Origin of the sequence: Streptomyces sp. NPDC014995, assembly GCF_043080745.1 — a bacterium.
In the GTDB taxonomy this organism is placed as follows: Bacteria; Actinomycetota; Actinomycetes; order Streptomycetales; family Streptomycetaceae; genus Streptomyces.
On record NZ_JBIBVX010000003.1, the window covers coordinates 329,685 to 348,400 of the forward strand.

An 18,716-nucleotide genomic window follows, 5' to 3' on the forward strand; every position below is an offset into this window, starting at 1 on the left:
GTGTCGAAACTCGGCAACCTCGGCGCCCGACTGCACCGTGGCGAGATCAGCTACGACTTCATCGGTCACCGCAAGATCTGGTACGGCATCTCGATCCTGATCACCATCACGGCCATCGTCGGCCTGGCGGTCCGCGGCCTGAACATGGGCATCGACTTCCAGGGCGGTGCCGTCTTCACCACCGCGAAGAACACCAGCGTCTCCGTCTCGCAGGCGCAGAGCGCCGCGGAGGAGGCGGCCGGCCACGAGGCGGTCGTGCAGAAGCTCGGCGACGGCTCGCTGCGCATCCAGATCGCCGGCATGGACACCCAGCAGTCCAACGAGGTCAAGGAGACCCTCGCCGAGGACTTCAAGGTCGACCCGGAGACGATCGCGGCCGACCTGGTCGGTCCCAGCTGGGGTGACCAGATCGCCGACAAGGCCTGGCAGGGTCTGGCGATCTTCATGGTCCTCGTCGTGATCTACCTGGCGATCGCCTTCGAGTTGCGCATGGCCATCGCCGCGCTCGTCGCCCTGATCCACGACATCACCATCACCGTCGGCATCTACGCCCTCGTGGGCTTCGAGGTCACGCCGGGCACGGTCATCGGTCTGCTGACCATCCTCGGTTACTCGCTGTACGACACGGTCGTCGTCTTCGACTCCCTCAAGGAGCAGACGAAGGACCTCACCAAGCAGACCCGCTGGACCTACAGCGACGTCGCCAACCGTTCGATCAACAGCACCCTGGTCCGCTCGATCAACACCACGGTCGTCGCGCTGCTGCCGGTGGCGGGCCTGCTGTTCATCGGTGGCGGCGTCCTCGGCGCGGGCACGCTCAACGACATCTCGCTGTCGCTGTTCGTCGGCCTCGCGGCCGGTGCCTACTCCTCGATCTTCATCGCCACGCCGCTCGTCGCCGACCTCAAGGAGCGCGAGCCGCAGATGAAGGCCCTGAAGAAGCGCGTCTTCGCCAAGCGCGCCCAGGGCACCGCCGACGACGAGGAGTTCACGGACTCCCGCGGCGCCGACCTGCACGACGACGAGCCGGAGAGCGCGGCGGCCGCGGTCGTCGGCCCGCGCGCCCAGACCGCCTCCCGCAGCCGGGGCCGCGGCCGACCTTCGGGGAAGCGCCGGTGACCGACATCAAGGAGCTGCTGCTCAGCCGCATCCGTGACGTGGCCGACTACCCGGAGCCGGGCGTGATGTTCAAGGACATCACCCCGCTGCTCGCGGACCCGGCGGCGTTCACCGCCCTCACCGACGCGTTCGCCGAGACCGCCGAGCGCACCGGCGCCACCAAGGTCGTCGGCCTGGAGGCCCGGGGCTTCATCCTCGGCGCCCCCGTCGCCGTCCGCGCCGGCCTCGGCTTCGTCCCCGTACGCAAGGCGGGCAAGCTCCCCGGAGCCACCCTCGCCCAGGCCTACGACCTGGAGTACGGCTCCGCCGAGATCGAGATCCACGCCGAGGACCTCACCCCCGACGACCGCGTCCTGATCGTCGACGACGTCCTCGCCACCGGAGGTACCGCCGAGGCGTCGATCCAGCTCATCCAGCGCGCGGGCGCCGGCGTCGCGGGCGTCGCCGTCCTGATGGAACTCGGCTTCCTGAGCGGCCGGCCCCGCCTGGAGGCGGTCCTGGCCGGAGCGCCGCTGGAGGCGCTGCTCACGGTCTGAGCACCGCCGTACGGCTGTCGCAGCGCGAGGGGCGGGCCCGGAGGAATCCGGCGCCCGCCCCTTGCGTTTCTCGGGTAGACGGCCCTCACATCGGCCTGAAGGCGATCCTGGAGCCCAGGCTCGCTACGATGGGTGCTCCGGAGCCTGACCGGGGGACCCGGATCGCGCACGAGGAGTCCTCTTGCCAGACGAGGCCCAGCACCTGACCGCCGCCAAGCCCGAGTCCACCTCGGCGCCGGCGGCCACGCCCGCGTCGCAAGCGCAGAACGACGCCCGCGGGCCGGTCGAGCACGACCGTTCCGCGCCCGTCGACAAGCCGGCCGAGCAGCCCCGCCCCAAGCCGGCCCCGACCGAGCGCCCCGCGGCCACGCCCGCCGCCCGTCCGGCCGCCGCACAGCCGTCCGCCCGCTCCGGCTCCTCCAACCGCGTCCGCGCCCGCCTCGCCCGCCTCGGCGTCCAGCGCGCGAACCCCTACAACCCGGTCCTGGAACCCCTGCTGCGGATAGTGCGCAGCAACGACCCCAAGATCGAGACGTCGACGCTGCGCCAGATCGAGCGCGCCTACCAGGTCGCCGAACGCTGGCACCGCGGCCAGAAGCGCAAGAGCGGCGACCCGTACATCACGCACCCGCTCGCGGTGACGACGATCCTCGCCGAACTGGGCATGGACCCGGCCACCCTCATGGCGGGCCTGCTGCACGACACGGTCGAGGACACCGAGTACGGCCTGGACGACCTGCGCCGCGACTTCGGCGACGTGGTCGCCCTGCTCGTCGACGGCGTCACCAAGCTGGACAAGGTCAAGTTCGGCGAGGCCGCGCAGGCCGAGACCGTGCGCAAGATGGTCGTCGCCATGGCCAAGGACCCGCGCGTCCTGGTCATCAAGCTCGCCGACCGCCTGCACAACATGCGCACCATGCGCTACCTCAAGCGCGAGAAGCAGGAGAAGAAGGCGCGCGAGACCCTCGAGATCTACGCGCCGCTCGCCCACCGCCTGGGCATGAACACCATCAAGTGGGAGCTGGAGGACCTCGCCTTCGCGATCCTCTACCCCAAGATGTACGACGAGATCGTCCGCCTGGTCGCCGAGCGCGCTCCCAAGCGCGACGAGTACCTGGCCATAGTGACCGACGAGGTCCAGGCCGACCTGCGCGCGGCCCGCATCAAGGCGACCGTCACCGGCCGCCCGAAGCACTACTACAGCGTCTACCAGAAGATGATCGTCCGCGGCCGCGACTTCGCGGAGATCTACGACCTGGTGGGCATCCGCGTCCTCGTGGACACCGTCCGCGACTGCTACGCGGCCCTCGGCACGGTGCACGCGCGATGGAACCCGGTCCCCGGCCGGTTCAAGGACTACATCGCGATGCCCAAGTTCAACATGTACCAGTCGCTGCACACGACGGTCATCGGCCCCAACGGCAAGCCGGTCGAACTCCAGATCCGCACGTTCGACATGCACCGCCGCGCCGAGTACGGCATCGCCGCGCACTGGAAGTACAAGCAGGAAGCCGTCGCCGGCGCCTCCAAGGTCCGTACGGACGCGCCCAAGTCGTCCGGCAAGGACAAGGACGCCATCAACGACATGGCGTGGCTGCGGCAGCTGCTGGACTGGCAGAAGGAGACCGAGGACCCCAGCGAGTTCCTGGAGTCGCTGCGCTTCGACCTCTCCCGCAACGAGGTCTTCGTCTTCACCCCGAAGGGCGACGTCATCGCGCTCCCGGCCGGGGCCACGCCGGTGGACTTCGCGTACGCCGTCCATACCGAGGTCGGCCACCGCACCATAGGAGCACGGGTCAACGGCAGGCTCGTACCGCTCGAATCCACCCTGGACAACGGCGACCTGGTGGAGGTCTTCACCTCCAAGGCGCCCGGCGCCGGCCCGTCCCGCGACTGGCTCGGCTTCGTCAAGTCGCCGCGCGCCCGCAACAAGATCCGCGCCTGGTTCTCCAAGGAGCGCCGCGACGAGGCGATCGAGCAGGGCAAGGACGCCATCGCGCGGGCGATGCGCAAGCAGAACCTGCCGATCCAGCGCATCCTCACCGGCGACTCGCTGGTCACGCTGGCGCACGAGATGCGCTACCCGGACATCTCCTCGCTGTACGCGGCGATCGGCGAGGGTCATGTGGCCGCGCAGAACGTCGTGCAGAAACTGGTGCAGGCCCTCGGCGGCGAGGAGGCGGCCAGCGAGGAGATCGACGAGACGGTCCCGCCGTCCCGCACCCGCGGCCGCAAGCGGCGCACCAGCACCGACCCCGGTGTCGTGGTCAAGGGCGTCGACGACGTCTGGGTGAAGCTGGCCCGCTGCTGTACGCCCGTCCCCGGCGATCCGATCATCGGATTCGTCACGCGCGGTAGCGGTGTATCGGTTCACCGCAGCGACTGCGTCAACGTGGATTCACTGTCCCGCGAGCCGGAACGCATCCTCGACGTCGAGTGGGCGCCCACCCAGTCCTCGGTCTTCCTGGTCGCCATCCAGGTCGAGGCCCTGGACCGCTCCCGGCTCCTCTCGGACGTCACCCGCGTCCTGTCCGACCAGCACGTCAACATCCTCTCCGCGGCCGTCCAGACCTCCCGCGACCGCGTCGCCACCTCCCGCTTCACCTTCGAGATGGGCGACCCCAAGCACCTGGGCCACGTCCTGAAGGCCGTGCGCGGAGTGGAGGGCGTCTACGACGTCTACCGGGTGACGTCGGCCCGGAGACCGTAACCTACGGGGTGACCTGAGCGGAGGAGACGGGGGACGGGGCATGGGCGGGCCGGGACACGAGGGATCCACGAGCGCTGCGCCACCCTCCGTACCCGTCCTGGTCGCCGACCGCTACCGGCCCGTCCGCTTCCTCGGACGCGGCGGCATGGGCGTCGTCTACGAGGCGGAGGACACCCGGCTCGACCGCCGCGTCGCCGTCAAGATGCTCACCGCCGTCGACGGCCTGACCGGCGACAGCGAGGCCTGGGACCGCTTCCGGCGCGAGGCCCGCGCCCTGGCCCGGATCGACCACCCCGGCGTCGTCACGCTGTACGACAGCGGTGTCCACGACGGCACGCCGTACCTCGTGATGCAGGTGCTCGACGGCACGAGCCTGGCCGACCTGGTCTCGCAGTGGGCTCCCTTACCGACCCCGGTGGTGTGCACGGTGGCGTTCGGCATCGCGGAGGCCCTCGAAGCCGCCCACACGGCCGGCGTCCTGCACCGCGACGTCAAGCCCACCAACGTCGGCATCACCCGCAGCGGGCGCGTCGTCCTCCAGGACTTCGGACTGGCCCGGCTGGCGGGCGAGGCCGCGATCACCCGCACCGGTGCCATCGTCGGCACCCCGCAGTTCATGGCGCCCGAGGCCATGCGCGGCGCACTGCCCGAGCGCGCGGCGGACTGGTACGGCCTCGGCGCCTGTCTGTACCTGATGGTCACGGGCGACCTGCCGTTCGGCCCGACCGTCGACTACGGCGCCATCATTCAACGCGCCCTCGGCGACGGCGTCCCCCAGCTGTCCGGGCGCCGTTGGGACTGCCCCGAGGACCTGTGCCAACTGGTCGACGACCTGTGCCGGCAGGACCCCGCCCAACGCCGCCAGAACGCCGAGACGATCCGCGAGACCCTCCTGCCCCTGACCTACGGCGGTACGGAACTCCTGGCGGACCTCGTGCAGGGGCGGGTGCGCGAGGACGCCGTACGCGCCGCGCACGTGGTTCCCCGCGTCCCCCACCCGGTGTCCCGGGTCGAGGAGGTGCCCGAGTACCTCTGGGACGAGGAGGCCGCCCTGCCGGCCCAGCGCGAGACGCCCCCGGACCCCTTCCGGCCCGCCACCCTCAGCGACGCCACCCGTCGGATCGTCCTCGGCAGCATGACCCCGCAGAGCGCGCTGTCCCGGCAGCGCGAGGCGGTCAACCTGGTGCTGCGCGGCCGGCTCCAGGAGGCCGCGCAGATGCTGTCGGTCGTGGTCCCCGTCTGCCTCTCCACCCTCGGACCCGACCATCCGACCACCCTGACCAGCCAGTACTGGCACGCCGTGTGCCTGGCCAGGCTGGACGCCCGGCACGACGCGCTGAAGCTGTTCTCCAGCGTCAACAGACGCGTGACACGACGAACGGACGGACACGATGACTGACCCCGGTGCGCAGCTCTCGGCCTGTCTGGACCCCACGGGGACCGAGGACGACCTGCGCTCCCTGCTGCACTGGCTGCGCGAGGACGACGGCGTCGACCTGCCCGTCCGCCCCGGCAGCGCCGGCCCGCCCCCGCCCGGCGGCATGGGCACCGGCTTCGACGTCCTCCAGTTCGCGGTCTCCGGCGGCCTGTCCGCGGCCTCCCTCGTCGTCTCCGTCCTGCAGTGGCAGACCTCCCGCCGACGCGCCCCGGCCGTCACCCTGCGCCGCGGCGACGTGGAGGTCCTGCTCACCGCCCGGGCGGCCCGCGACGAGGAGACCGTACGCCGTCTCGTGACGCTCCTCGACGGGGACACCCGGCCCGCCACCGTGCCCGGCGCGCGCACCGAGGGAAGCGGAGGCGATGACGGCACTGCCTGACCCGGCGCGCTCGCGGGCCGTCCTCATCGGCACCGCCTCCTACCGCCACCTGCCCCAGCTCCCCGCCGTCGAGGCGGGCGTCATCGACCTCGCCGCCGAACTGTGCGACGCCACCGTCTGGGGGCTGCCCGTACAGCACTGCACGGTCGTCACCGACCCGCTCAGCCCCCAGACGATCCTCGACCCCGTCTACCAGGCGAGCGAGGAGGCCACCGACACCCTCCTCGTCTACTTCGCGGGACACGGCATGCGCGACGCCGAGTCCGCCGACCTCTACCTCGCCCTCGGCGACACCCGCGAACACCTCGGCTACACGGCCGTCGCCTACCAGCACCTGCGCTCCGCCCTGCGCTCCGCCCGCGCCCGCCGCAAGATCGTCGTCCTCGACTGCTGCTTCAGCGGCCGCGCCGCCCGCGCCCTGGCCGGCGGGGACGTCCTCGCAGCCGAGGCCGCCGTCGACGGCGCCTACGTGCTGACCGCCTCACCCCGCGACCGGATCGCCCTGGCCCCCGACGGCGAGCGCTACACCGCCTTCACCGGGGAACTCCTCGGCGTCCTGCGCCACGGCGTCGAGGACGGCCCCGAGCTGATCGACCTCGACACGCTCTACCGCGTCCTCCTGGAACGCCTGCGCGCCAAGAACCGCCCGCTGCCCCAGCACTCCCAGGAGAACGGCGTCGGACGCCTCGCGCTGGCCCGCAACAAGGCCCGCGCCGGCCACCACGCCCCCGCCGGACCGGTCCTGCCCGCCGACCTGCGCGCCGCCATGGTCTCCACCGGCCTCGCCGTCGCCCGCCTGCTGCGCGCCGAGGGCAACACCCGCGACGCCCTGCCCGTGCTGCGGCTCGCCCTTCAGGAACAGCAGACCGCCCGCGCCGAGGGCGACCTGCTCGCCGTCCAGCTCGAACTCTCCGAGCTGCTCTCCGAGACCGGCCAGGTCAAGGAGGCCATCGAAGTCCTGGAACACGCCTTCCAGCAGGTCCACAAGGTGTACGGCCCCGAGGCCGTCCTGGTCTGCCGACGGCTGGCCGACCTGCTTCAGGAGTCCGGCAACCACCTCCAGGCCTGCGAGGTGCTCAAGCACGCCCTGGACATCAGCGAGCGGGGCGGGCCGGGCTGAGGCCGGAACGCGCGACGGCCCGGCCGTGGTCTCCCACAGCCGGGCCGCGACGACCGCGACGGGCCGGCTCGCTCAGCCGCCGAACTCCTGCAGACCCTTCAGCGCCTGGTCCAGCAGCGCCTGACGGCCCTCCAGCTCCCGCTCCAGCTTGTCGGCCCGGGCGGTGTTGCCCTGGGCGCGCGCCTGCTCGATCTGGGACTTCAGCTTGTCCACCGCCGCCTGGAGCTGACCGGTCAGACCCTCGGCACGCGCGCGTGCCTCCGGGTTCGTCCGGCGCCACTCCGCCTCCTCGGCCTCCTGGATCGCCCGCTCCACGGCGTGCATCCGGCCCTCGACCTTCGGCCGGGCGTCCCGCGGCACATGGCCGATGGCCTCCCAGCGTTCGTTGATCGAGCGGAACGCGGCCCGGGCCGCCTTCAGGTCCTCGATCGGCAGGAGCTTCTCGGCCTCCTCGGCCAGCCCCTCCTTCAGCTTCAGGTTCTCCCCCTGCTCGGCGTCCCGCTCGGCGAAGACCGAGCTGCGGGCGGCGAAGAAGACGTCCTGGGCGCCGCGGAAGCGGTTCCACAGGTCGTCCTCGTGCTCGCGCTGGGCCCGGCCCGCGGCCTTCCACTCGGCCATCAGCTCGCGGTAGCGCGCGGCCGTCGGACCCCAGTCCGTCGAACCCGACAGCGCCTCGGCCTCGGCGACCAGCCGCTCCTTGGTCCGGCGGGCCTCCTCGCGCTGCGCGTCCAGCTGCGCGAAGTGCGCCTTGCGACGCTTGGAGAACGCCGAGCGCGCGTGGGAGAACCGGTGCCACAGCTCGTCGTCCGACTTGCGGTCCAGGCGCGGCAGACCCTTCCAGATGTCCACCAGGGCCCGCAGCCGCTCACCGGCCGCCCGCCACTGGTCGGACTGGGCGAGCTGCTCCGCCTCCGTGACCAGGTCCTCCTTGGCCCGGCGGGCCTGGTCGGACTGCTTGGCGCGCTGCTGCTTGCGCTCCTCGCGGCGCGCCTCGACCGTCGCCACCAGCTTGTCCAGCCGGACCCGCAGCGCGTCCAGGTCGCCGACCGCGTGGTGTGCGTCCACCTGCTCGCGCAGGTGGTCGATGGCGGCCTGGGCGTCCTTCGCCGACAGGTCGGTGGTCTGGACTCGCTTCTCGAGGAGGCCGATCTCGACAACCAGGCCCTCGTACTTGCGCTCGAAGTAGGCCAGCGCCTCCTCGGGGGAGCCTGCCTGCCAGGAACCGACGACCTGCTCGCCGTCGGCCGTACGCACGTACACGGTCCCCGTCTCGTCGACGCGGCCCCACGGGTCGCTGCTCACAGCGCCTCCTCCACATGATGCCTGCGTGGGGCTTCGGCGCCCCCGGCATCGTCCACAGTTTCGTCACGGCCAACATAGGCGACCGGCGGGTCGCCTGTCCGCATCCCGCACGACCGAAATTGCGCAGTTGACCGCCTTGCGGTCAGGACTTCGTGACCGTCGCCTTGTCAATCACGACCGTCGCGTTCGGAGCACCGTCACCGGCGCCCGTGTTCTCGCCCGCGGCGGCGATCTTCTTCAGGACCTTCATGCCCTCGGCCGACACCGTACCGAACGGTGTGTAGCTGGGCGGCAGCGAACTGTCCTGGTAGACGAGGAAGAACTGGCTGCCGCCGGTGTGCGCCTGACCGGTGTTGGCCATCGCGACCGTGCCCGCCGGGTACACGTTGTCCTTGAGGCTCGCGTCCTTCAGGTTCTCGTCCGGGATCGTGTAGCCCGGTCCGCCGCTGCCGCTGCCCGTCGGGTCGCCGCACTGGAGCACGTAGATGCCGTTGGTGGTGAGCCGGTGGCACTTGGTGTGGTCGAAGTAGCCCTTCGACGCGAGGAAGTTGAACGAGTTCACCGTGTGCGGGGCCGCCGACGCCTTCAGCGCGACGTCTATCTCACCGCACGTCGTCGCGAGCTTCATCGTGTACTTCGCCGACTTGTCGATCGACATCGCCGGCTCCTTCTTCCAGCTCTGCGACGTGACCGAGCCCGCGGCGGGCTTCTCGCAGGGGTCCTCGACCGCGCTGGGAGTGGCGGACGGGGTGGCCTCCGAGCTCGCGTTCGTCTTGTCGTCGTCCTTCAGGACGCCCGTCGTGTACAGCGCCAGGCTGCCCACCAGGACCACGCCGAGCACCGACGCGATCACCGAGTTGCGCACGCGCGCCTTGCGCCGCGCGGCCGTGCGGCGCTGCTGCTGCCGCAAGAACTTCTCCCGGGCGAGCTGACGCTTGCGCTGTTCCTGGGTGACCACCGGGTTCTCTCCTCATGGGTCTCGTAGGTCGACCGGTACGCGTGCGTCCTTGAGAGCCGACCGCCTGCGTGTGCCCCGTACCGTATATGGGTTCGCTGAGGAATCGGCAGCGCCGGTAGGCTCTGACGACGGGCGTAGCCGCTCGCAAGCCCTCCCGTACCGACACAACGAAGGACGATCGTGCTCATTGCCGGGTTCCCCGCCGGGGCCTGGGGGACGAACTGTTATCTCGTCGCCCCCGCCGCCGGTGAGGAGTGCGTGATCATCGACCCGGGCCACCAGGCGGCCCCCGGAGTCGAGGAAGCGATCAGGAAGCATCGGCTCAAGCCCGTCGCCGTCGTCCTCACCCACGGCCACATCGACCACGTGGCCTCGGTCGTCCCGGTCTGCGGCGCGCACGACGTACCGGCCTGGATCCACCCCGAGGACCGGTACATGATGAGCGACCCCGAGAAGTCGCTCGGCCGGTCCATCGGGATGCCGCTGATGGGCGAGCTGACGGTGGGGGAGCCGGACGACGTCCGGGAGCTGACCGACGGCGCGCGACTGGACCTGGCGGGGCTGGAGTTCTCCGTCGCGCACGCGCCGGGCCATACCAAGGGGTCGGTGACCTTCCGGATGCCCGAGGCGGCGGAGATACCGTCCGTGTTCTTCTCGGGCGACCTGCTGTTCGCCGGCTCCATCGGACGCACCGACCTGCCCGGCGGTGACATGGCCGAGATGCTCGACTCGCTGGCCCGCGTGTGCCTGCCGCTCGACGACTCGACCGTGGTGCTGTCCGGCCACGGCCCCCAGACGACCATCGGCCAGGAGCGCGCCACCAACCCGTATCTGCGGCAGGTGGCCGCCGGCCAGGGAGCATCGCAGGCTCCCCGACGAGGAATGTGACGAGAGACCTCCCGTGAGCACCTTCAAGGCCCCCAAGGGCACGTACGACCTGATCCCGCCGGACAGCGCCCAGTACCTGGCCGTCCGTGAGGCGATCGCCGCGCCGCTGCGCAACTCCGGGTACGGCTACATCGAGACGCCCGGCTTCGAGAACGTCGAGCTGTTCGCGCGCGGTGTCGGTGAGTCCACGGACATCGTGACCAAGGAGATGTACGCCTTCGAGACCAAGGGCGGCGACCGGCTCGCCCTGCGGCCGGAGGGCACCGCGTCCGTCCTGCGTGCCGCCCTGGAGGCCAACCTCCACAAGGCGGGCAACCTGCCGGTCAAGCTCTGGTACTCCGGCTCGTACTACCGCTACGAGCGCCCCCAGAAGGGCCGCTACCGCCACTTCTCCCAGGTCGGCGCCGAGGCGATCGGCGCCGAGGACCCGGCGCTGGACGCCGAGTTGATCATCCTGGCCGACCAGGCGTACCGCTCGCTGGGGCTCAGGAACTTCCGCATCCTGCTCAACAGCCTGGGCGACAAGGAGTGCCGCCCCGTCTACCGGGCCGCCCTGCAGGACTTCCTGCGCGGCCTGGACCTGGACGAGGACACCCTGCGCCGTGCGGAGATCAACCCGTTGCGCGTCCTGGACGACAAGCGCGAGTCGGTGCAGAAGCAGCTGACGGGCGCCCCCCTCCTGCGCGACTACCTCTGCGACGCCTGCAAGGCGTACCACGAGGAGGTCCGCGAGCTGATCACGGCCGCCGGTGTCGCCTTCGAGGACGACCCCAAGCTGGTCCGCGGCCTGGACTACTACACCCGGACGACCTTCGAGTTCGTCCACGACGGTCTCGGCTCGCAGTCCGCGGTGGGCGGCGGCGGCCGCTACGACGGCCTGTCGGAGATGATCGGCGGCCCCGCGCTGCCGTCGGTCGGCTGGGCCCTCGGCGTCGACCGCACGGTCCTGGCGCTGGAGGCGGAGGGCGTCGAGCTGGAACTCCCCGCGTCCACCAGCGTGTTCGCCGTCCCGCTCGGCGAGGAGGCCCGCCGCGTCCTCTTCGCCAAGGTCACCGAACTGCGCAAGCTCGGCGTCGCCGCCGACTTCTCCTACGGCGCCAAGGGCCTCAAGGGCGCCATGAAGAACGCCAACCGCAGCGGCGCCCGCTACACGATCGTCGCCGGCGAGCGCGACCTCGCCGAGGGTGTCGTCCAGCTCAAGGACATGGACTCCGGCGAGCAGACGGCGGTCGGCGTCAACGAGATCGTCGCGGAACTGGAGTCGCGGCTCGGCTAGATCGTGTCTTTCGGATCACCCCCGAGTCGGGCTGATCCGACAGAGACGGCCTGGTTCGCGCACGGGCGCCGGATGCCTCGAGGGGCGTCCGGCGCCTTCGTCGTACCCGGCGCGTGGCCGGAACCGAGCACCCGCCGGGCGTCAGACGTTCACCCTTATGTGAAGCGAACGGTGTGTACACGCGCGGGTGCGGCACAATGGCCCTTGCCCGAAGAAGGTCCAAGTCTCAAGTGACGGAATCGGCGTGATGAGCAAGACGACAGTCAAGGACGTCTCCACGGAACCCGAGCCGGAGCGCGCCGAGGTGGCCGCGCCGGGGACTGCGGGTGGCAGCCGGGCGCTGGCCCTGCTGCTGGTGATCACCGGCGCGGCCGGTCTGCTCGCCGCGTGGGTCATCACGATCGACAAGTTCAAGCTGCTCGAGGCGAAGGTCGAGGGCAAGACGTTCACTCCCGGCTGCAGCCTGAACCCCATCGTCTCCTGCGGCAGCGTCATGGAGAGCGAGCAGGCCGCCGCCTTCGGCTTCCCCAACCCGATGCTCGGCCTCGTCGCCTACGGCATCGTCGTCTGCGTCGGCATGAGCCTGCTGGCAGGCGCCCGCTTCCCGCGGTGGTACTGGCTCACCTTCAACGCCGGCACGCTCTTCGGGGTCGGCTTCTGCGCGTGGCTGATGTTCCAGTCCCTGTACCGGATCAACGCCCTGTGCCTGTGGTGCTGCCTGGCCTGGGTCGCCACGATCGTCATGTTCTGGTACGTGACCTCGTTCAACGTCCGCAAGGGCTTCCTGCCCGCGCCGGGCTGGCTGAAGAGCTTCTTCGGCGAGTTCACCTGGGTCCTGCCGGTGCTGCACATCGGCATCATCGGCATGCTGATCCTGACCCGCTGGTGGGAGTTCTGGACCAGCTGACCCCGGATCCCGGGCCGCCGGCCGCCCCGGCCGGATTGTCGGTGCGGTGATTTAGGGTTTCAGCGTGGAGCCCGACCTGTTCACCGCCGCAGCAGAAGAACGCCAGGAGAAGGACCCCGCCGGCAGCCCGCTGGCGGTCCGGATGCGTCCGCGCACCCTCGACGAGGTCGTCGGCCAGCAGCACCTGCTGAAGCCGGGCTCACCCCTGCGCCGCCTGGTCGGCGAGGGCGCCAAGGGGCCGGCCGGTCCCTCCTCGGTGATCCTCTGGGGCCCGCCCGGCACCGGCAAGACCACCCTCGCCTACGTCGTCTCCAAGGCCACCAACAAGCGCTTCGTCGAGCTGTCCGCGATCACCGCCGGAGTCAAGGAGGTCCGCGCGGTCATCGACGGCGCCCGCCGCGCCACCGGTGGCTTCGGCAAGGAGACCGTCCTCTTCCTCGACGAGATCCACCGCTTCAGCAAGGCCCAGCAGGACTCCCTCCTCCCGGCCGTCGAGAACCGCTGGGTGACCCTGATCGCGGCGACGACCGAGAACCCGTACTTCTCGGTGATCTCGCCGCTGCTGTCCCGCTCGCTGCTGCTCACCCTCGAACCGCTCACCGACGACGACCTGCGCGGCCTGATCCGGCGCGCCCTCGCCGACGACCGCGGCCTCAGGGGCGCCGTCACCCTCCCCGAGGACACCGAGGCCCATCTCCTGCGCATCGCCGGCGGCGACGCCCGCCGCGCCCTGACCGCCCTGGAGGCGGCCGCCGGGGCCGCGCTCGACAAGGACGAGACCGACATCGCCCTCTCGACACTGGAGGAGACGGTCGACCGCGCCGCCGTGAAGTACGACCGCGACGGCGACCAGCACTACGACGTCGCCAGCGCGCTCATCAAGTCCATCCGCGGCTCCGACGTCGACGCCGCCCTGCACTACCTGGCCCGCATGATCGAGGCCGGCGAGGACCCCCGCTTCATCGCCCGCCGCCTGATGATCTCCGCCAGCGAGGACATCGGCCTCGCCGATCCGCACGCCCTGCCCATCGCGGTCGCCGCCGCCCAGGCCGTCGCCATGATCGGCTTCCCCGAGGCCGCCCTCACCCTCAGCCACGCCACCATCGCCCTCGCCCTCGCCCCCAAGTCCAACTCCGCGACGACGGCGATCGGCGCCGCCCTGGACGACGTACGCAAGGGACTGGCCGGGCCCGTGCCGCCGCATCTGCGGGACGGGCACTACAAGGGCGCGGCCAAGCTGGGGCACGCGCAGGGGTACGTGTATCCGCACGACCTGCCCGAGGGGATCGCCGCGCAGCAGTACGCCCCGGACACCGTCAAGGAGCGCGAGTACTACACGCCCACCCGGCACGGCGCCGAGGCGCGGTACGCGGACGCCGTGGAGTGGACCAGGAAACACCTCGGTCGCAAGCGGTCCTGAGCACCCTGTAGAATCGGCCGAAGTGCTGCGTCCCGTGTCCGGGCCCTTGTGAAAGAGGGGCCGGCTCACCAGAGCGGGACATCCAGCCGGAGACCTGGTCCGCCAGGAACTCCAGGAGCGTCGCGCACCGTCGAACGGTGTCGCGGGCAGCCCACCACCACTCGGATCTCCGGGACGGTCGGTGGGCCACTCGCGTGCTGCACGTATGTGCCCAGACCAGGGAGCGGCTGCCCGGCCCGTCCATCAGGACAGGCGGGGTTTCCCAGGCTGCGGATGCGACCTCCCCTAACCCTGGTGAAGCCGTATTCGCATAAGAGACACGAGGTGTTTGGTTCATGGCGAACCAGTCCCGCCCCAAGGTCAAGAAGTCGCGTGCCCTCGGTATCGCGCTGACCCCGAAGGCCGTCAAGTACTTCGAGGCCCGCCCCTACCCGCCGGGTGAGCACGGCCGTGGCCGCAAGCAGAACTCGGACTACAAGGTCCGTCTGCTCGAGAAGCAGCGTCTGCGCGCGCAGTACGACGTGTCCGAGCGCCAGCTCGTCCGCGCCTACGAGCGTGCCTCCAAGGTTCAGGGCAAGACCGGTGAGGCCCTGATCATCGAGCTGGAGCGTCGCCTCGACGCCCTGGTGCTGCGTTCGGGCATCGCCCGCACGATCTACCAGGCCCGCCAGATGGTCGTCCACGGCCACATCGAGGTCAACGGCCAGAAGGTCGACAAGCCGTCCTTCCGCGTCAAGCCCGACGACGTCGTGATGGTCCGCGAGCGCAGCCGCGAGAAGACCCTCTTCTCGATCGCCCGTGAGGGTGGCTTCGCCCCCGACGGTGAGATCCCGCGCTACCTCCAGGTGAACCTCAAGGCCCTGGCGTTCCGCCTGGACCGTGAGCCGAACCGCAAGGAGATCCCGGTGATCTGCGACGAGCAGCTCGTCGTCGAGTACTACGCCCGCTGATCCCTCGGCGGTCGTAGGACTTCTGCGCCCGAACCCGTCGTCCCTCCGCCCTTCCGGGCGGGCGGGGCGGCGGGTTCGCGCTTTGTGCGCGCATGGGTGGGAGCGCCGTGGCTACCCGGCGGTCCGCACCGGCAAAATCCGGTTCGGAGCGCCGCCTGCGGCGCGATAGGCTCGGTGCACGACTTTTTCGATGCAGAGGCACGTATCAGGGAGCGGGTGCGCAGTGTCCGGTGGAGAGGTGGCCGGCATCCTGGTGGCCGTGTTCTGGGCGATCCTGGTCTCCTTCCTCGCCGTCGCGCTGGCGAGGCTGGCCCAGACGCTCAGGGCGACCACCAAGCTGGTCGCGGACGTGACCGACCAGGCCGTTCCGTTGCTGGCAGACGCGTCCGCCGCGGTGCGCTCGGCGCAGACCCAGATCGACCGGGTCGACGCGATCGCCTCGGACGTCCAGGAGGTCACCTCGAACGCCTCCGCGCTGTCCACCACGGTCGCCTCCACCTTCGGCGGGCCCCTGGTGAAGGTCGCCGCCTTCGGCTACGGCGTCCGCCGGGCCCTCGGCGGCCGCAAGGACGACGTGCCCACCCAAAAGCCCCGGCGTACCGTGATCGTGGGCCGCACCGTCCCGGCCTCGCGGCGGGCGAAGCGGAAGAAGGACTGACGCAGCAATGTTCCGCCGTACGTTCTGGTTCAGCACAGGCGTCGCCGCCGGTGTGTGGGCCACCACCAAGGTCAATCGCAAGCTGAAGCAGCTGACCCCCGAGAGCCTCGCCGCGACCGCGGCCAACAAGGCCCTCGAGACGGGAGCACGCCTCAAGGACCGAGCGGTGGGCTTCGCGCTCGACGTCCGCGACAACATGGCCCGGCGGGAGGCCGAGCTGGAGGAGGCACTCGGGATCCACACGGACCCCGAACTCCCGGCGCCCCGGCGGTACGCCGCCATCGAGAACCGCAGCACACCGAAGAACGCCCAGTACATCGAGAACACGACGTACTCGCAGACGAAGCACTCGTACAACCGGAATGAGGACCACTGATGGAGTCGGCTGAGATCCGCCGCCGCTGGCTGAGCTTCTTCGAGGAGCGCGGGCACACCGTCGTCCCTTCGGCGTCGCTCATCGCGGACGACCCGACTCTGCTCCTCGTCCCGGCCGGCATGGTGCCCTTCAAGCCCTACTTCCTGGGTGAGGTCAAGCCGCCCTTCGCGCGCGCCACCAGCGTGCAGAAGTGCGTGCGCACGCCCGACATCGAAGAGGTCGGCAAGACCACGCGGCACGGCACGTTCTTCCAGATGTGCGGCAACTTCTCCTTCGGCGACTACTTCAAGGAAGGCGCCATCAAGCTCGCCTGGGAGCTGCTCACCAGCACCCAGGACAAGGGCGGTTACGGCCTCGACCCCGAGCGCCTGTGGATCACCGTCTACAAGGACGACGACGAGGCCGAGCGCATCTGGCACGACGTCGTCGGCGTGCCCAAGGAGCGCATCCAGCGCCTGGGCATGAAGGACAACTACTGGTCGATGGGCGTCCCCGGCCCCTGCGGCCCGTGCTCCGAGATCAACTACGACCGCGGCCCCGAGTTCGGCGTCGAGGGCGGCCCCGCCGTCAACGACGAGCGGTACGTGGAGATCTGGAACCTCGTCTTCATGCAGTACGAGCGGGGCGAGGGCACCGGCAAGGAGAGCTTCGAGATCCTCGGCGACCTGCCGAGCAAGAACATCGACACGGGCCTCGGCCTGGAGCGCCTCGCCATGATTCTGCAGGGCGTGCAGAACATGTACGAGATCGACACCTCCATGGCCGTCATCGACAAGGCCACCGAGCTGACCGGGGTGGCCTACGGTGACGCCCACGACTCGGACGTCTCCCTGCGCGTCGTCACCGACCACATGCGCACCGCCACCATGCTCATCGGCGACGGCGTCACCCCGGGCAACGAGGGCCGTGGATACGTCCTGCGCCGCATCATGCGCCGCGCCATCCGCAACATGCGGCTGCTCGGTGCCACCGGTCCGGTCGTCCAGGACCTGATCGACGTGGTGATCGGGATGATGGGCCAGCAGTACCCCGAGCTGGTCACCGACCGCGAGCGGATCGAGAAGGTCGCCCTGGCCGAGGAGAACGCCTTCCTCAAGACGCTGAAGGCCGGCACCAACATCCTCGACACCGCCGTCACCGAGACCAAGCAGGCCGGCGGCACCGTCCTCTCCGGCGACAAGGCCTTCCTGCTCCACGACACGTGGGGCTTCCCGATCGACCTCACCCTGGAGATGGCCGCCGAGCAGGGCCTCTCCGTGGACGAGGACGGTTTCCGCCGCCTGATGAAGGAGCAGCGGGAGCGCGCCAAGGCCGACGCCCAGGCCAAGAAGACCGGCCACGCCGATCTCGGCGCCTACCGCGAGATCGCCGACTCCTCCGGCGAGACCGAGTTCATCGGCTACTCCGACACCCAGGGCGAGTCCACCATCGTCGGCATCCTCGTCGACGGCGTGTCCTCCCCGGCCGCCACCGAGGGCGACGAGGTCGAGGTCGTCCTCGACCGCACCCCGTTCTACGCCGAGGGCGGCGGCCAGATCGGCGACACCGGCCGCATCAAGGTGGACTCCGGCGCCGTCGTCGAGGTGCGCGACTGCCAGAAGCCGGTCCCGGGCGTGTACGTCCACAAGGGCGTCGTCCAGGTCGGCGAGATCACCGTCGGCGCCAAGGCCCACGCCTCGATCGACGCCAAGCGCCGCACGGCCATCGCCCGCGCCCACTCGGCCACGCACCTGACCCACCAGGCGCTGCGTGACGCCCTCGGTCCGACGGCCGCCCAGGCCGGTTCCGAGAACCAGCCCGGCCGTTTCCGCTTCGACTTCGGCTCCCCGTCCGCCGTGCCGCAGACGGTCATGACCGACGTCGAGCAGAAGATCAACGAGGTGCTCGCCCGCGACCTCGACGTGCGCGCCGACGTCATGGGCATCGACGAGGCCAAGAAGCAGGGCGCCATCGCCGAGTTCGGCGAGAAGTACGGCGAGCGCGTCCGCGTGGTGACCATCGGCGACTTCTCCAAGGAGCTGTGCGGCGGCACGCACGTGCACAACACCGCCCAGCTGGGCCTGGTGAAGCTGCTCGGCGAGTCGTCCATCGGCTCGGGTGTCCGCCGTATCGAGGCCCTCGTCGGTGTCGACGCCTACAACTTCCTCGCCCGCGAGCACACCGTCGTCGCCCAGCTCCAGGAGCTGATCAAGGGCCGTCCGGAGGAGCTCCCGGAGAAGGTCTCCGCGATGCTCGGCAAGCTGAAGGACGCCGAGAAGGAGATCGAGAAGTTCCGCGCCGAGAAGGTGCTGCAGGCCGCCGCCGGTCTCGCCGAGTCCGCCAAGGACGTGCGCGGCGTCGCTCTCGTGACCGGTCAGGTCCCGGACGGCACGACCGCCGACGACCTGCGCAAGCTCGTCCTCGACGTGCGGGGCCGCATCCAGGGCGGACGGGCCGCCGTGGTCGCCCTGTTCGCCGTGGCGAACGGCAAGCCGCTCACGGTCATCGCCACCAACGAGGCCGCCCGCGAGCGCGGTCTCAGGGCCGGTGACCTGGTCCGTACGGCCGCCAAGACCCTCGGCGGCGGCGGTGGCGGCAAGCCGGACGTCGCCCAGGGCGGGGGCCAGAACCCGGCCGCCGTCGGCGAGGCCGTCGACGCCGTCGAGCGCCTCGTGGCGGAAACGGCCAAGTGAGCGCCGA

The 18,716-nt window shown here is 70.6% G+C and carries 16 protein-coding genes; 14 read left to right on the forward strand and 2 right to left on the reverse strand.

The window, feature by feature from the left end; genetic code table 11:
* The 6 genes from secF (at position 1) to ACF1A1_RS08985 (ending at position 7,302) form a co-directional block, all read left to right on the forward strand.
* The gene (gene secF, locus ACF1A1_RS08960) at positions 1-1,119 is read left to right on the forward strand and encodes a protein translocase subunit SecF (protein ID WP_391647202.1); all 1,119 of its coding nucleotides are present in this window, start codon (positions 1-3) and stop codon (positions 1,117-1,119) included.
* Positions 1,116-1,655, forward strand: coding sequence for an adenine phosphoribosyltransferase (locus ACF1A1_RS08965; RefSeq protein ID WP_391646961.1), 540 nt, complete (start codon positions 1,116-1,118; stop codon positions 1,653-1,655). The genes secF and ACF1A1_RS08965 overlap by 4 nt, the downstream gene beginning before the upstream one ends.
* 181 nt (positions 1,656-1,836) lie before the next feature.
* Positions 1,837-4,365, forward strand: coding sequence for a RelA/SpoT family protein (locus ACF1A1_RS08970; RefSeq protein WP_391646963.1), 2,529 nt, complete (start codon positions 1,837-1,839; stop codon positions 4,363-4,365).
* Between the two features lie 40 nt (positions 4,366-4,405).
* Positions 4,406-5,764 (forward strand): protein kinase, encoded by a 1,359-nt coding sequence (locus ACF1A1_RS08975; protein ID WP_391646965.1) that lies wholly within the window; start codon positions 4,406-4,408, stop codon positions 5,762-5,764.
* A complete protein-coding gene (locus ACF1A1_RS08980; RefSeq protein WP_391646967.1) occupies positions 5,757-6,182 on the forward strand; it encodes a hypothetical protein in 426 nt (141 codons plus the stop codon). The genes ACF1A1_RS08975 and ACF1A1_RS08980 overlap by 8 nt, the downstream gene beginning before the upstream one ends.
* Entirely contained in the window at positions 6,166-7,302 is a 1,137-nt protein-coding gene (locus ACF1A1_RS08985; RefSeq protein ID WP_391646969.1) for a caspase family protein, read from the forward strand. Before ACF1A1_RS08980 ends, ACF1A1_RS08985 begins: the two co-directional genes overlap by 17 nt.
* Positions 7,303-7,374: 72 nt before the next feature.
* Here ACF1A1_RS08985 and ACF1A1_RS08990 read toward each other — a convergent pair whose 3' ends face one another.
* On the reverse strand, positions 7,375-8,604 hold the full coding sequence (locus ACF1A1_RS08990; RefSeq protein ID WP_391646971.1) for a DUF349 domain-containing protein: 1,230 nt from the start codon (positions 8,602-8,604) through the stop codon (positions 7,375-7,377).
* Between the two features lie 142 nt (positions 8,605-8,746).
* Entirely contained in the window at positions 8,747-9,562 is an 816-nt protein-coding gene (locus tag ACF1A1_RS08995) for a peptidylprolyl isomerase (protein WP_391646973.1), read from the reverse strand.
* A gap of 180 nt (positions 9,563-9,742) precedes the next feature.
* Here ACF1A1_RS08995 and ACF1A1_RS09000 point away from each other — a divergent pair, with 180 nt between their 5' ends.
* From ACF1A1_RS09000 to alaS, 8 genes are all read left to right on the forward strand, one after another.
* The gene (locus tag ACF1A1_RS09000; RefSeq protein ID WP_391646975.1) at positions 9,743-10,450 is read left to right on the forward strand and encodes an MBL fold metallo-hydrolase; all 708 of its coding nucleotides are present in this window, start codon (positions 9,743-9,745) and stop codon (positions 10,448-10,450) included.
* A gap of 13 nt (positions 10,451-10,463) precedes the next feature.
* On the forward strand, positions 10,464-11,726 hold the full coding sequence (gene hisS, locus ACF1A1_RS09005; RefSeq protein ID WP_391646977.1) for a histidine--tRNA ligase: 1,263 nt from the start codon (positions 10,464-10,466) through the stop codon (positions 11,724-11,726).
* A 247-nt stretch (positions 11,727-11,973) separates the two neighbouring features.
* Complete coding sequence (locus tag ACF1A1_RS09010; RefSeq protein ID WP_391646979.1) at positions 11,974-12,633, forward strand: vitamin K epoxide reductase family protein; 660 nt, start codon at positions 11,974-11,976, stop codon at positions 12,631-12,633.
* Between the two features lie 64 nt (positions 12,634-12,697).
* Positions 12,698-14,053, forward strand: a complete 1,356-nt coding sequence (locus ACF1A1_RS09015) for a replication-associated recombination protein A (protein WP_391646981.1) — start codon at positions 12,698-12,700, stop codon at positions 14,051-14,053.
* 335 nt (positions 14,054-14,388) lie between these two features.
* Complete coding sequence (gene rpsD / locus ACF1A1_RS09020) at positions 14,389-15,003, forward strand: 30S ribosomal protein S4 (protein WP_055623782.1); 615 nt, start codon at positions 14,389-14,391, stop codon at positions 15,001-15,003.
* A gap of 223 nt (positions 15,004-15,226) precedes the next feature.
* On the forward strand, positions 15,227-15,661 hold the full coding sequence (locus tag ACF1A1_RS09025) for a DUF948 domain-containing protein (protein WP_391646983.1): 435 nt from the start codon (positions 15,227-15,229) through the stop codon (positions 15,659-15,661).
* Positions 15,662-15,668: 7 nt separating this feature from the next.
* Entirely contained in the window at positions 15,669-16,037 is a 369-nt protein-coding gene (locus ACF1A1_RS09030) for a hypothetical protein (protein ID WP_391646985.1), read from the forward strand.
* Entirely contained in the window at positions 16,037-18,709 is a 2,673-nt protein-coding gene (alaS, locus tag ACF1A1_RS09035; RefSeq protein ID WP_391646987.1) for an alanine--tRNA ligase, read from the forward strand. Before ACF1A1_RS09030 ends, alaS begins: the two co-directional genes overlap by 1 nt.
* Positions 18,710-18,716 lie beyond the last annotated feature (7 nt).